Origin of the sequence: Streptomyces sp. Mut1, from assembly GCF_030719295.1 — a bacterium.
GTDB classification, from domain to species: domain Bacteria; phylum Actinomycetota; class Actinomycetes; order Streptomycetales; family Streptomycetaceae; genus Streptomyces; species Streptomyces castrisilvae.
Genome location: NZ_CP120997.1, coordinates 3,483,061 through 3,496,039 on the forward strand (window position 1 = coordinate 3,483,061; position 12,979 = coordinate 3,496,039).

Below are 12,979 nucleotides of genomic sequence, written 5' to 3' on the forward strand. Positions count from 1 at the left end.
TGACCGGCAGGGCCCCTCACACGTACGCCCTCAGATCAGCCCGTGCTCGGTCAGATACTCCAGCTGCGCCCGCACCGACAGCTCCGCCGCCGGCCACAGTGAACGGTCCACGTCCGCGTACACATGGGCCACCACCTCGGAGGAGATCCGGTGCCCGGACTCCACCGCCGTCTCCACCTGCGCCAGCCGGTGCGCGCGGTGGGCCAGGTAGAACTCGACCGCTCCCTGCGCGTCCTCCAGGACCGGCCCGTGACCGGGCAGCACCGTGTGCACCCCGTCGTCCACCGTCAGCGAGCGCAGCCGCCGCAGTGAGTCGAGGTAGTCCCCCAGCCGACCGTCCGGATGCGCCACCAGCGTCGTACCGCGGCCGAGGATCGTGTCCCCGGTCAGCACCGCGCGGTCGGCCGGCAGATGGAACGACAGCGAGTCCGCCGTGTGGCCCGGCGTCGGCACCACGTACATCTCAAGACCGCCGGTCGTGATCACGTCGCCCGTGCCCAGGCCCTCGTCGCCGAGCCGCAGTTCCGGATCGAGCGCCCGTACCTTGGTACGGGTGAGCTCCGCGAACCGTGCCGCGCCCTCGGCGTGGTCGGGGTGGCCGTGGGTGAGGAGCGTCAGCGCGACCCGGCGGCCCGCCTGCTCGGCGGTGTCGATGACCGCCCGCAGATGCGCGTCGTCCAGCGGCCCCGGATCGATGACCACCGCCAGGTCCGAGTCGGGCTCGGCCACGATCCACGTATTGGTGCCGTCCAGCGTCATCGCGGACGGGTTGGGTGCCAGGACGTTGAGCGCGCGAGCCGTCGCGGGACCGGACAGCACACCGCCCCGCGGCTGCCCCGGCAACACCGCCGCGTCGCTCATGCCGCGCCCCCTTCCACGCCGGCCGTCTTCTCCTCGCCGCGCGTTTCACCCCTTCGGGGCGTTTCGCCCCCACCGCGCGTTTCGTCCTTGCCGCCCGTGGAGATGTTCTTGGTGAATTCCTCGTGCCCCGGCCAGCTCAGCACCAGTTCGTCACCGTCCAGACGGGCTTGTGCGAGTACGGGGGTGAGGTCCTGCACCGAGGCCGCCGCCAGAGCCTCCGCGGCGGTGGCATGCGGACGCAGGGTCCTCAGTGTCGCCACGGTCGGCGGCATCATCAGCAGTTCGCCCCGGTCGTATCCATCGGCCGCCTCGCCCGGGGTGATCCACACCGTGCGGTCGGCCTCCGTCGAGGCGTTGCGGGTCCGCTGTCCGGCCGGCAGCGCGGCGACGAAGAACCAGGTGTCGTAGCGGCGCGGTTCGAACTCGGGGGTGATCCAGCGCGCCCACGCCCCCAGCAGATCCGACCGCAGCACCAGCCCGCGCCGCTCCAGGAATTCCGCGAAGGACAGCTCCCGCGCGACCAGCGCCTCGCGGTCGGTCTCCCAGTCGTCGCCCGTGGTGTCCGTGACGACGGTCCGGGGTGTGGGCCCGGCGAGCAGGACGCCTGCCTCCTCGTACGTCTCACGGACGGCCGCGCAGACGACCGCCTGCGCCTCGACCGGCGTGGCGACGCCGAGGCGCTGGGCCCAGGTCTCCAGCGCGGGCCCGGCCCAGCCGACGAGCCGGTCGTCGTCACGGGGGTCGACTCCGCCACCCGGATAGGCGTACGCCCCTCCGGCAAAGGCCATCGAGGTGCGCCGGCGCAGCATGTGGACGGCGGGCGCGCCCCCGGCGGCGTCGTCCCTGAGCAGCATCACGGTGGCGGCCCGCCGAGGCACGGCGGCCGTCAGCTCGCCTGCCGCGAGGGCCTTGATCCGGCCAGGCCATTCCGGGGGGTACCACTGACCATTGGACATGGCCGGAGGCTATCCGGAACCGCGACGATGTTCGAGGGGGGCGGTGATCTGTACATGGCCCGTACACAGATGCGGCCGCGGGCGCCGGATACGCGAGATCCCGCCCGGTCTTCGCGACCGGGCGGGATCAGAAGGCGGTTACGGAGCCGGGCTCAGGCTTCGGTGAGCTCGACCTGGATCTCGACCTCGACGGGCGCGTCCAGCGGCAGCACGGCGACGCCCACGGCGCTGCGGGCGTGCACACCCTTGTCCCCGAGGACCTCGCCCAGCAGTTCGCTGGCGCCGTTGATCACACCGGGCTGGCCGGTGAAGTCCGTGGCCGACGCGACGAAGCCGACGACCTTCACGACGCGTGCGATCCGGTCCAGGTCGCCCGCGACCGACTTCACGGCGGCGAGGGCGTTGAGCGCGCAGGTCTTCGCCAGCTCCTTGGCCTCGTCGGGCGTGACCTCCGCACCGACCTTGCCGGTCACGGCCAGCTTGCCGTCCACCATCGGCAGCTGCCCCGAGGTGTACACATACACCCCGGACCGCACGGCCGGCTGGTACGAGGCCAGCGGCGGCACGACCGCCGGCAGGGGCAGCCCGAGCTCGGCGAGCTTCGCCTCGACGGTGCCCGCCACTACTGCTTCTCCCGCTTCAGGTAGGCCACGAGCTGCTCGGGGTTGTTCGGGCCGGGAACGACCTGGACCAGCTCCCAGCCGTCCTCGCCCCAGGTGTCCAGAATCTGCTTGGTCGCGTGCACGAGAAGGGGCACGGTCGCGTATTCCCACTTGGTCATGGCCCGACTGTAATGCCTGCGCAATCCCGGCCATGCGCAGCCTCGTGCGTAGCCTGCGGTGTGACTGGTTAGGCTCGAATACGTGAGCAGGTTCCAGGTCGTCAGCGGCAAGGGCGGTACCGGTAAGACCACGGTTGCCGCCGCCCTCGCGCTCGCCCTCGCGACCGAGGGCAGGCGCACCCTCCTCGTCGAGGTCGAGGGCAGACAGGGCATCGCCCAGCTCTTCGAGGCGGACTCCCTGCCCTACGAGGAGCGGAAGATCGCCGTCGCCCCGGGCGGCGGCGAGGTCTACGCGCTCGCGATCGACGCGGAGCTCGCGCTCCTCGACTACCTCCAGATGTTCTACAAGCTCGGCAGCGCGGGCCGGGCGCTCAAGAAGCTCGGCGCGATCGACTTCGCGACCACGATCGCGCCGGGTGTGCGGGACGTCCTGCTGACGGGCAAGGCCTGCGAGGCCGTGCGCCGCAAGGACCGGCAGAACCGGTTCGTCTACGACTACGTGATCATGGACGCCCCGCCGACCGGCCGCATCACCCGCTTCCTCAATGTGAACGACGAGGTGGCGGGGCTCGCCCGGATCGGCCCGATACACAATCAGGCGCAGGCCGTGATGCGGGTGCTGAAGTCCCCGGAGACCGCGGTGAACCTGGTGACGCTGCTGGAGGAGATGCCGGTCCAGGAGACCGCGGACGGCATCGCGGAGCTGCGGGCCGCCGAACTACCCGTGGGCCGGGTCATCGTGAACATGGTGCGCCCGCAGCTGCTGGACGGGGACGCGCTGCGTGCCACGGTCGGCGGCCGGCGCAAGGAGATCGCCAGGACGCTGACGCGGGCCGGCGTGACCGGCGCCGCGGGGCTCGTGCGCCCCCTGGTCGAGCAGGCCGCCGAGCACACCCAGCGGGTCGAACTGGAACGTGAGCAGCGCGCCGTGCTGGCCGGCCTCGGCCTGCCGGGATACGAGCTTCCGCTGATCGGCGAGGGGGTGGACCTGGCCGGGCTGTACGACCTGGCGGTCGGGCTCCGGGAGCAGGGCGCGGGCGCAGGCGAGTCCGGACGAGGGGCGGGTTCATGACAGCACGTACGAACGCGGGAGCGGGCGAGGGGACGAGCACGACGGCCCCCGCCCCCTCGCTGGACACCGACGCCCTGATCGACGATCCGGACATCCGGATCATCGTGTGCTGCGGCTCGGGCGGTGTCGGCAAGACGACCACCGCCGCCGCGCTCGGCGTACGGGCGGCGGAGCGCGGCCGGAAGGTCGTCGTCCTCACCATCGACCCGGCCCGCAGGCTCGCCCAGTCCATGGGCATCGACTCCCTGGACAACGTCCCGCGCCGGGTGAAGGGCATCGAGGGCGAGGACGCCGGTGAGCTGCACGCGATGATGCTCGACATGAAGCGGACCTTCGACGAGATCGTCGAGGCGCACGCGGACGGCGAGCGGGCCCGCGCGATCCTGGAGAACCCCTTCTACCAGTCCCTGTCGGCCGGCTTCGCGGGCACGCAGGAGTACATGGCGATGGAGAAGCTCGGCCAGCTGCGGGCGCGCGACGAGTGGGACCTGATCGTCGTCGACACCCCTCCGTCGCGGTCCGCGCTGGACTTCCTGGACGCACCGAAGCGGCTGGGCTCGTTCCTGGACGGGAAGTTCATCAAGTTGCTGATGGCTCCGGCGAAAATGGGCGGCCGGGCCGGAATGAAGTTCCTCAACGTGGGAATGTCGATGATGACCGGGACGCTGGGCAAGCTGCTCGGCGGCCAGTTCCTGCGTGACGTACAGACCTTCGTCGCCGCGATGGACACCATGTTCGGCGGCTTCCGTACCCGGGCCGATGCCACGTACAAACTGCTTCAGGCGCCCGGTACGGCGTTTCTCGTCGTCGCGACGCCGGAGCGGGACGCGCTCCGCGAAGCGGCGTACTTCGTGGAACGCCTGGCCGCGGAGGACATGCCGCTGGCCGGCCTGGTGCTCAACCGGGTCCACGGCAGTGACGCCGCACGGCTCTCGGCCGAGCAGGCGCTGACCGCCGCAGAAAATCTTGAAGCCGTCGGCATTGTGGATCAGACGGCCGGGAAGGCTGGACTTCGTGAGCCCGCCGACTCCCCCGCGGCCGGGTCCGCACCGCCCCCCGACACCACCGCATCCCACGCACGCGAAGCCGACTCGGACGCGACGCCCGAAGCCGACGTCACGGCAGATGCCACCACAGAGGTCACACCGGATGTCACCACCGAAGAACTGACGGCAGCCCTGCTGCGTCTGCATGCCGAACGCATGCAGATGGTCGCGCGCGAACAGGACACACGCGACCGCTTCACCGCACTGCACCCCGAGGTGGCCGTGACCGCCGTGGCCGCGCTGCCCGGAGATGTCCATGACCTCTCGGGGCTACGAGCCATCGGGGACCGGCTCGCGACCGGTTCGCCCCCGGCCGGAGCTGCCTAGCCCCTCGTACGCGTAAGCCGTACGTACTGCCGCCGGTCTATCCCACGGCGGCGAACGTCTCGTGCAGCTCGTCGTCCTCCAGCCCGATCGCCACAGGCAGGATGCCCGTGGACCGCTCGTACTCGCTGCGGGCGGTCTCCAGCAGCCGGCGCCAGGACGTCACGGTCGGACGCCTGCGCAGCAATGCGCGGCGCTCCCGCTCGGTCATCCCGCCCCACACGCCGAACTCGACGCGATTGTCCAGCGCGTCGGCCAGGCACTCGGTCCGCACCGGGCATCCGGTGCACACCGCCTTTGCCCTGTTCTGCGCTGCCCCTTGTACGAACAGTTCATCCGGATCAGTAGTGCGGCAGGCTGCCTGCGCACTCCAGTCGGTTACCCAGCCCATCCCGGCGCCGTCCTCTCCCGAATCGAGGCTCCCCCACGGCGGCAGCGGCATATTCACCGCTGCCAGTTGAGGACGTTACGGAAGGTGGCGACAGCACAACACCCCCTTCGGGCCCAATCTTGAATGGCCCGAACGGACTATGCGTATGCGGCAGATCACCCAGGGGAGTGAGGTGAGGACATGCGCGACTATCCCGTCAGAATCGGGACAGTTCACCAGAATCACAACGGACGTTCGGTGACACACGAGGCGAATTCGGGAGCGCCGGAGCGTGTGGCCGGATCGTGCACGGGGGTTGATACGGAACTGGACTGCTGTGACAGTTGGGAGCAGCTTAGGCCAAGGCATATACGTGTGTCCGGCGAATGAGAACGTAGGCTGCCCCCATGCCAAAGAAGCGCTCGGGCGGGGGTCTCACGACGACCCAGCAGGCCGCCAAGTTCCTCGGTGTCGCCGCACTCTCCGGAGTCGTTCTGGCGGGCATCGCGCTGCCGGCTGCCGGAGCACTGGGTCTCGCCGCCAAGGGGACGGTCGACGGGTTCGACGAGATCCCGGCCAACCTGAAGACTCCGCCGCTGAGTCAGCGCACCAAGATCCTGGACAACAAGGGCGGTCTGATCGCCACGGTCTACTCGCGCGACCGCACAGTGGTGCCGCTGACAAGCATCTCCCCGTACATGCAGAACGCGATCGTCGCGATCGAGGACGCCCGCTTCTACGAGCACGGCGCGGTCGACCTCAAGGGCATCCTGCGCGCGATGAACAGCAACGTACAGGCGGGCGGGACCGCGCAGGGCGCGTCGACCCTCACCCAGCAGTACGTGAAGAACGTCTTCGTCGAGGAGGCGGGCGACGACCCCGCCAAGGTCGCCGAGGCCACCCAGCAGACGCTGGGCCGCAAGGTCCAGGAGCTGAAGTACGCGATCCAGGTCGAGGAAGAGCTCGGCAAGAAGAAGATCCTGGAGAACTACCTCAACATCACCTTCTTCGGGCAGCAGGCGTACGGCGTCGAGGCGGCCTCCCAGCGCTACTTCTCCAAGTCCGCGAAGGACCTGAAGCTGGAGGAGGCGGCGCTGCTCGCCGGGATCGTGCAGTCGCCCAGCCGCTACGACCCCATCAACGACACGGAGGAAGCGACCAAGCGCCGCAACACCGTGCTCCAGCGGATGGCGGACGTCAAGAAGATCTCGCAGGAGCAGGCCGACAAGGCCAAGGACACCCCGATCAAGCTGAAGGTCAAGCGCCCGCAGAACGGCTGCATCACCGCCGTGAACGGTGCCGGCTTCTTCTGCGACTACGTACGCCAGATCGTCACGAGCGACTCGGCCTTCGGCAAGACCGCGAAGGACCGCGCCAAGCTCTGGGCGACCGGCGGACTGACCATCAAGACCACCCTGGACCCCAGGTCGCAGGCCGCGTCCAACGAGGCGGCCACCTCCCGGGTCAACAACGACGACAAGGTCGCGGCCGCGCTCGTCCAGGTCCAGCCCGGCACCGGGCAGATCCTGGCGATGGCCCAGTCCCGGCCGTACGGTCTCGACGCGTCCAAGCACCAGACCGTGCTGAACCTCTCCGTCGACCACAAGATGGGCGGCAGCTACGCCGGCTTCCAGGTCGGGTCGACCTTCAAGCCGATCACTGCGGCGGCGGCGCTGGAGAAGGGCATCAGCCCGGCCCAGAGCTTCGACACTCCCTCCTCGATAACGCTGCCCGCCGACGCCTTCCGCACCTGTGACGGCGGCCCCGCGGACGACAAACCGTGGGACGTGGAGAACGAGACCGAGTCGGAAAAGGGCATGTTCGACATGACCAGCGCGCTGGGCAAGTCGATCAACACCTACTTCGCCAAGCTGGAGCAGAAGGCCGGCCTCTGCGAGACGCTCGCGATGGCCAAGAAGGTCGGCTACGACCGCGGCGACAACAAGCAGCTGCTCCAGATCCCCACCACCACCCTCGGCAGCCAGGAGTCGACACCGCTGGCCATGGCCTCGGTGTACGCGACCTTCGCCAACCGTGGCACGTACTGCACGCCGGTCGCCCTCCTCTCGGTGACCAAGCCGGACGGCAAGCCGATCGACGTACCGAAGACGACCTGCAACCGGGCCATGAGTGAGCACACGGCCGACACGATCAACCAGATGCTCAAGGGCGTCGTCGAGGACGGCACCGGTACGCAGGCCGGCCTGGACGACCGGGACAACGCGGGCAAGACCGGTACCACCGACGAGCGCAAGAACGTCTGGTTCGTCGGCTACACGCCGAACCTGTCCACAGCGGTGTGGGTCGGAAGCGACGGCGCCAAGCAGATCTCGATGAGCAACATCACCATCGGCGGCCAGTACTACGAGGACGTCTGTGGCGGCTGCCTCCCCGGCCCGATATGGCGTACGGCGATGACCGGCTCCCTGACCTCCGCCGAGACCCCGTCCTTCAACCACGTCGATGTACCGCGGGCGAAGCAGAAGGAAGAGAAGGACAAGGACAAGAACAAGGACCCGGGCAAGAAGCCCGGCGACGACAACAAGCCCGGTGACGACAACAACCCGTTCCCCGGCATCAGCATCCCGCCGGGCGTGATCGGCGGGAACGACGGCCACGGCCGCGGCCAGAACGACGGCGGCACGAACGGCCCGTGAGCCGCCGCGGACAGCGATACGGCGCCTGAGCCGCAGGTGCGATACGAGGAGGGGCGCACCCGGATTGTCCGGGGGCGCCCCTCCTCGTATCGCACCTGCTTATATACGTCTACGTCCACGTCTGACGCCTGTCCGTGCGACGGATGCGTCCGACGGCTTACCCGAGCGGCGCGGCTCCGTCCGGCGCGTACGTCCAACGCCCACTCATCCTCCGCGGGTGGACCTGGGGGAGGGGGGCGGACTCAGCCTGCGAGGAGCTTCTTCACCGCGGCGGCCACCCGGCCGCCGTCGGCGCGGCCCGCGACCTTCGGATTGACGATCTTCATGACGGCACCCATCGCACGCGGCCCCTCGGCGCCGGCGGCCTTGGCCTCGTCGACGGCGGACGCCACGATCGCGGCCAGCTCCTCGTCGCTCAGCTGCTGCGGGAGATACGTGTCGAGCAGTTCGCCCTCCTTCTTCTCCCGCTCGGCCTGCTCGGTCCGGCCGCCCTTGGCGAAGGCCTCGGCCGCCTCGCGGCGCTTCTTGGCCTCCTTGGCGATCACCTTCTGCACCTCGTCGTCGGAGAGTTCGCGGGCGGTCTTGCCGCCGACCTCTTCCTTGGTGATCGCGGTGAGGGTCAGCCGGAGCGTGGACGAGGTCAGCTCGTCACGCGCCTTCATGGCCGTGGTGAGGTCTTCCTTGAGCTTGGACTTGAGCGTGGTCATGGGGTGATTGTGGCAGGTGCGGGGTGCCCTGCGCCCGCCTGTTTTCCTGCGTGCCCGCCTCGTCTGCGACGATGGGCGCATGCGCGCACGCTACGGAGTACCCCTGAAAATCACGGCGGTCACCGCCGCGGCCGGCGCCGCCGGTCTCGCCTACGCGGCAGGCTTCGAAGTCCGCTCGTTCCGCCTGCGCAGGGTGACGGTCCCGGTGCTCCCGCAGGGGGCCCGCCCGCTGCGGGTCCTCCAGATCTCCGACGTGCACATGGTCAGCGGCCAGCGCAAGAAGCGCGCCTGGCTCCAGTCGCTGGCCGGGCTGCGCCCGGACTTCGTCGTGAACACCGGCGACAACCTCTCGGACCCCGAGGCCGTGCCGGAGCTGCTGGACGCGCTCGGCCCGCTGATGGAGTTCCCGGGTGTGTACGTGTTCGGCTCCAACGACTACTACGGCCCCAAGCTCCGCAACCCGGTCCGCTACCTCTTCGAGAAGGCGTCGGGCAAGCACGGCCTCAACGGGAACGCCCCGGCGGTCGGCGTCGTCCACAACCCGTGGAAGCCGATGCGCGACGGCTTCGACGAGGCGGGCTGGCTGAACCTGTCCAACACCCGCGGCCGCCTCAAGCTCGACGGCCTGGAGCTCGCCTTCACCGGCCTGGACGACCCCCACATCAAGCGCGACCGGTACGCCGAGGTCTCGGGCGGCCCCGAAACGGACGCCGACCTCTCGATCGGCGTCGTCCACGCCCCCTACCTGCGCTCCCTCGACGCCTTCACCACGGACGGTTACCCCCTGATCCTCGCCGGTCACACCCACGGCGGCCAGGTCTGCATCCCCTTCTACGGCGCCCTGGTCACCAACTGCGACCTGGACACGGACCGCGTCAAGGGCCTCTCCACCCACTACGCCCACGGCAACCGCGCCTACCTCCACGTCTCGGCCGGCTGCGGCACCAGCCGCTACGCCCCGGTCCGGCTCGCCTGCCCCCCGGAAGCGACGCTCCTGACACTGACGCCCCGGGACGCGTGACCCACGCCCCACCCGATCCCGACAAAAACCGGATTTCGTCTCCGGGCGCCGGTGGGCTAAAGTAATCGATGTCGCCGGGAGACCAGTGACGATCGGGGTGTAGCGCAGCTTGGCAGCGCGCTTCGTTCGGGACGAAGAGGTCGTGGGTTCAAATCCCGCCACCCCGACAGCTGTAAGACCAGGTCAGGGGCCTGATCCACTTAGTGGATCAGGCCCCTGACTCGTTCCTGGGGGCGTCTTGGGAGCCGTTTGGGAGCCAATCTTGGAATCCGGCTCCCAGAAGGTGAAGAGGGCGGATGGGCGGGCGAAGGCAAACCGCCCACGTAGGCTCTGAACGTCCGGCGTGCCACTGCCGGAGTACCAGGGGCGCCGTGGGTCATTTCTTCACCGTCGCCGGCGAGACGGCCACGCCGATCTCGCGCACCAGGCTGGCCGCGGAAAGCCTTCTTGAGCGGCAGCGCCTCAAGGCGTGGGTGATCGCCCACCCGCAGGTGCTCGGGGACTCGGTGCCCGTGATCACCGCGGAGTACGAGCGGTGGGCCGACACGGACGGAGTGCCTGCGCGCGACCGGCTGGACGTGGTGGGGCTGAACGCGACCGGGCCCCCTCATCGTGGTCGAGCTGACGCGCGGAACGGCCGACCATGACGCGCACCTCCAGGCGAACACCTATGCCGACCTGGTCTCCCGGTTCGACCGGGACGCTCCCACCGGGCACACCGCGACTCCCTCTCGTGTAGGGGCAGGCCCTCGACTCGACGCGTGCAGGCAGCGCCACTCGGCCACCTGGACGGGGAGTGGAACCCAGAGCTGATCTAGCACCCTCGGCAGGTGTTCATCGCCATCGGCTTCCCCACGCAGAGCACTCACTCGATGGTCTGGCTGTGAGAAAGCCTCTACATCGACTCTCATCCAGGTGAGCCTGTGGAAGGTAGACGGGCACCTCATCGCTGGCTCCACCAGGGTCTTTCCGACTGCGGAGGTAATGGGGTTCACGCTCACCCCGACCGGTCGAGGGTGAAGTGGCGGCTCAGAAACTGCAAGAGCGCTCGCGGTTTCGCAACGCCGCGCACGTCCTCGGCAGCGCGGGCCTGCTGCCGGATGGAACCGGGCTGCGGCTGACACCACGAGCATGTCAACATGTGGCGGCTTACGACCCGCGGGTTCTCATGCCAGCCCATGAACGATATGTTCGCGATCTGGACAGCAGGGGGGCCTGGGTGAGTTCGAATTCCGATGATGTTGAAGAGGACCGCGAGAGCGACGAGCGTGATCTCGTAGATGGTCAGCTTCCCATGACTGCTCGACAGGAGCACTTCAGCCTGGCGTTCACTCGCATGGTTGCCTACGTGGCAGGCTGCGCAGTCAAGTCCCATGACACAGACTACGAGGGCGTAGACATAACGCTCACGTCGTCGGCCGACTATAGACGCTACTGGGGTGCAGAGTTTGATCTTCAACTGAAGTGCACTACTCAGCATCGGTATTTGAACGACACGCACATGACGTGGCCGATGCACACCAAACCGTATAGAAAACTCATCCAACCCAGGCGATACCAGCGCGTCTACCTGGGCGTGCTCCTACTGCCGGAAGATGCTGACAAGTGGCTATCCGTAGATGAGAATCGCTTGATTACCGAGAGCCGTATGTACTGGCAGGCGGCGTCAGAGTTCGCCCCGGACAATGGAACACAGAAAACCAAGACGGTTCACCTGCCCCGCGCGAACCTCTTCGCGGGTGAGCAGCTGCTCGGAATCATGAAGAGCATAGGCGACGACGAGGGAGGCACCAGGTGAGTACGTCACCCCTCGGAGACTACCGTGAGGCCGCAGCGACACTGAGTCCGTCCGCGGTATCTCAGTTCCTCGCCGCCCATCAGTGGGAACTCGAAGCACGTCAGGACCACGTGCGTGAAATTTGGCGCCTTCCCGGAACCAACGGCGCTATCGAGGGAAGAATCATGCTACCCCTCGCTAGGGGTTTCGATGATTTCTCTCAACGTTTCACGGATACCCTGCTGTCACTGGGACATATCCACTCTCTCGACGCAGTAACGCTATATGAACGCATCATCGCAACTCGTGCAGATCTTTTCTTCATTCGCCTCGACCAAGCAATGGTGGACGGAACTATTCCCTTCCAGCAGGCGGAGAAGGCGCTTCAAGCTCTGTACAAGATGATGCGGTCAGCAGCCACCACTGCGCATGACCCCTCGCGATCACATAGCGTTCGATCCCCCTCGGTCGTATCTAATTTCCTTGAAGATGACGTCCGGCTAGGACACACGAAGCGCGGCAGTTTCGTGTTCACCATCGTCGCGAGACTCGGAGACGCTCCCCCTAAATCAGAGGGGCAGGGCCCCCAAGCCCCACCATTTCCTCGCAGGGTTATGGAGACGCTAGCCCGGGGGTTGGAGACAACTGAGCGCTTGACCCGAGAGTGGAGCGACGATGTCTTGACGTCACCGGGCCGCGCGGGCATCAGCGCTGGGCTGGTGGAGTCCCTCGAAGACCTGTCGCAACCCAGCCACTTGCGCCAACTCGATCTGTCCTTTGAGTGGGCTGCCGCGGAGCCCAGGCCAGACGTGGGTCTAGCAACGATCACGCTCGACCGCGACGTGATGGTTGAACTACCCAGGGTGCGAGAGCGATTGGTGCGCCAAGAAGAGCCACCTCGACAGGAAACCTTGGTAGGGCTCGTAAAGGGTTTGAATCGAGACGATTCAGCCTCTGCGGACGATGAAGAAACAGCGGACGTGACCCTCGCTGCTGAGGTCAACGGAAAGTCCCGCCTTGTGCACGTGATGCTGTCGGGCGAGGATCACGAGTGGGCAATACAGGCGTATCAGGAGAAGCTTCCTTTCACCGTCTCCGGGAGCCTCTCTTACGAGAGGCGGGCATGGCGCCTGGTGAGCGACATCGAAGTTGATGCGAGTTTCTTGCGGCACCACGCCGCACAACCCGCCCTGCCTGACGTGCGAACTGGCATCAGGGGTGAACTGGAGGGATAGAGACCCCTATCTGCACTATATCGGGGTAAAATCCCGCCACCCCGGCAGCTGAAATACGGTCATTGGCCCGATCTTGCACAGCGGGTCGGCCTTTGCCCGTAAGGCCCGTCAGCTGACCCGCTAGGACAGAGGCGTGATTCGCGAGGGTGGCACCCTCCACCCTGGTCGCGGA

At 67.7% G+C, this 12,979-nt stretch carries 13 protein-coding genes and 1 tRNA gene; 8 read left to right on the forward strand and 6 right to left on the reverse strand.

Annotated features, from left to right (window positions below; translation table 11 throughout):
- Nucleotides 1–30: 30 nt before the first annotated feature.
- From P8A18_RS14955 to sp36, 4 genes are all read right to left on the reverse strand, one after another.
- Entirely contained in the window at nt 31–861 is an 831-nt protein-coding gene (locus P8A18_RS14955) for an MBL fold metallo-hydrolase (protein ID WP_306054997.1), read from the reverse strand.
- The gene (locus P8A18_RS14960) at nt 858–1,817 is read right to left on the reverse strand and encodes an NUDIX hydrolase (protein WP_306054999.1); all 960 of its coding nucleotides are present in this window, start codon (nt 1,815–1,817) and stop codon (nt 858–860) included. The genes P8A18_RS14955 and P8A18_RS14960 overlap by 4 nt, the downstream gene beginning before the upstream one ends.
- A gap of 152 nt (nt 1,818–1,969) precedes the next feature.
- Nucleotides 1,970–2,440 (reverse strand): RidA family protein, encoded by a 471-nt coding sequence (locus P8A18_RS14965; protein ID WP_018551139.1) that lies wholly within the window; start codon nt 2,438–2,440, stop codon nt 1,970–1,972.
- Nucleotides 2,440–2,598, reverse strand: coding sequence for a Sp36 family protein (gene sp36, locus P8A18_RS14970; protein ID WP_003991873.1), 159 nt, complete (start codon nt 2,596–2,598; stop codon nt 2,440–2,442). The genes P8A18_RS14965 and sp36 overlap by 1 nt, the downstream gene beginning before the upstream one ends.
- Before the next feature lie 82 nt (nt 2,599–2,680).
- Here sp36 and bagA point away from each other — a divergent pair, with 82 nt between their 5' ends.
- The gene (bagA, locus tag P8A18_RS14975) at nt 2,681–3,670 is read left to right on the forward strand and encodes an ATPase BagA (protein WP_306055007.1); all 990 of its coding nucleotides are present in this window, start codon (nt 2,681–2,683) and stop codon (nt 3,668–3,670) included.
- Nucleotides 3,667–5,043, forward strand: a complete 1,377-nt coding sequence (gene bagB / locus P8A18_RS14980; protein WP_306055009.1) for an ATPase BagB — start codon at nt 3,667–3,669, stop codon at nt 5,041–5,043. The genes bagA and bagB overlap by 4 nt, the downstream gene beginning before the upstream one ends.
- 37 nt (nt 5,044–5,080) lie before the next feature.
- On the opposite strand, the gene P8A18_RS14985 is transcribed toward bagB, so the two are convergent.
- Nucleotides 5,081–5,431 (reverse strand): WhiB family transcriptional regulator, encoded by a 351-nt coding sequence (locus P8A18_RS14985; RefSeq protein ID WP_018551136.1) that lies wholly within the window; start codon nt 5,429–5,431, stop codon nt 5,081–5,083.
- A gap of 386 nt (nt 5,432–5,817) precedes the next feature.
- Between P8A18_RS14985 and P8A18_RS14990 the strand changes: the two genes are divergently transcribed.
- Nucleotides 5,818–8,067 (forward strand): transglycosylase domain-containing protein, encoded by a 2,250-nt coding sequence (locus P8A18_RS14990; protein WP_306055012.1) that lies wholly within the window; start codon nt 5,818–5,820, stop codon nt 8,065–8,067.
- Between the two features lie 242 nt (nt 8,068–8,309).
- On the opposite strand, the gene P8A18_RS14995 is transcribed toward P8A18_RS14990, so the two are convergent.
- Nucleotides 8,310–8,774 carry a GatB/YqeY domain-containing protein gene (locus tag P8A18_RS14995; RefSeq protein WP_306055014.1) on the reverse strand — a complete coding sequence of 155 codons (465 nt, stop codon included), beginning with the start codon at nt 8,772–8,774 and terminating at the stop codon, nt 8,310–8,312.
- A 79-nt stretch (nt 8,775–8,853) separates the two neighbouring features.
- Between P8A18_RS14995 and P8A18_RS15000 the strand changes: the two genes are divergently transcribed.
- From P8A18_RS15000 to P8A18_RS15020, 5 genes are all read left to right on the forward strand, one after another.
- A complete protein-coding gene (locus P8A18_RS15000; protein ID WP_306055016.1) occupies nt 8,854–9,795 on the forward strand; it encodes a metallophosphoesterase in 942 nt (313 codons plus the stop codon).
- 93 nt (nt 9,796–9,888) lie between these two features.
- Nucleotides 9,889–9,962, forward strand: a tRNA-Pro gene (locus tag P8A18_RS15005).
- Nucleotides 9,963–10,166: 204 nt separating this feature from the next.
- A complete protein-coding gene (locus P8A18_RS15010; protein WP_306055018.1) occupies nt 10,167–10,442 on the forward strand; it encodes a hypothetical protein in 276 nt (91 codons plus the stop codon).
- A 374-nt stretch (nt 10,443–10,816) separates the two neighbouring features.
- A complete protein-coding gene (locus P8A18_RS15015; RefSeq protein ID WP_306055020.1) occupies nt 10,817–11,593 on the forward strand; it encodes a DUF4365 domain-containing protein in 777 nt (258 codons plus the stop codon).
- A complete protein-coding gene (locus P8A18_RS15020; RefSeq protein ID WP_306055022.1) occupies nt 11,590–12,807 on the forward strand; it encodes a hypothetical protein in 1,218 nt (405 codons plus the stop codon). Before P8A18_RS15015 ends, P8A18_RS15020 begins: the two co-directional genes overlap by 4 nt.
- The last annotated feature ends 172 nt before the right edge of the window (nt 12,808–12,979 follow it).

Excerpts from the sequence above, each read along its gene's own strand:
- P8A18_RS14955 (WP_306054997.1), bottom strand. The coding sequence starts at position 861 with ATGAGCGACGCGGCGGTGTTGCCGGGGCAGCCGCGGGGCGGTGTGCTG.
- P8A18_RS14960 (WP_306054999.1), bottom strand. The coding sequence starts at position 1,817 with ATGTCCAATGGTCAGTGGTACCCCCCGGAATGGCCTGGCCGGATCAAG.
- sp36 (WP_003991873.1), bottom strand. The coding sequence starts at position 2,598 with ATGACCAAGTGGGAATACGCGACCGTGCCCCTTCTCGTGCACGCGACC.
- bagB (WP_306055009.1), top strand. The coding sequence starts at position 3,667 with ATGACAGCACGTACGAACGCGGGAGCGGGCGAGGGGACGAGCACGACG.
- P8A18_RS14985 (WP_018551136.1), bottom strand. The coding sequence starts at position 5,431 with ATGGGCTGGGTAACCGACTGGAGTGCGCAGGCAGCCTGCCGCACTACT.
- P8A18_RS14990 (WP_306055012.1), top strand. The coding sequence starts at position 5,818 with ATGCCAAAGAAGCGCTCGGGCGGGGGTCTCACGACGACCCAGCAGGCC.
- P8A18_RS14995 (WP_306055014.1), bottom strand. The coding sequence starts at position 8,774 with ATGACCACGCTCAAGTCCAAGCTCAAGGAAGACCTCACCACGGCCATG.
- P8A18_RS15000 (WP_306055016.1), top strand. The coding sequence starts at position 8,854 with ATGCGCGCACGCTACGGAGTACCCCTGAAAATCACGGCGGTCACCGCC.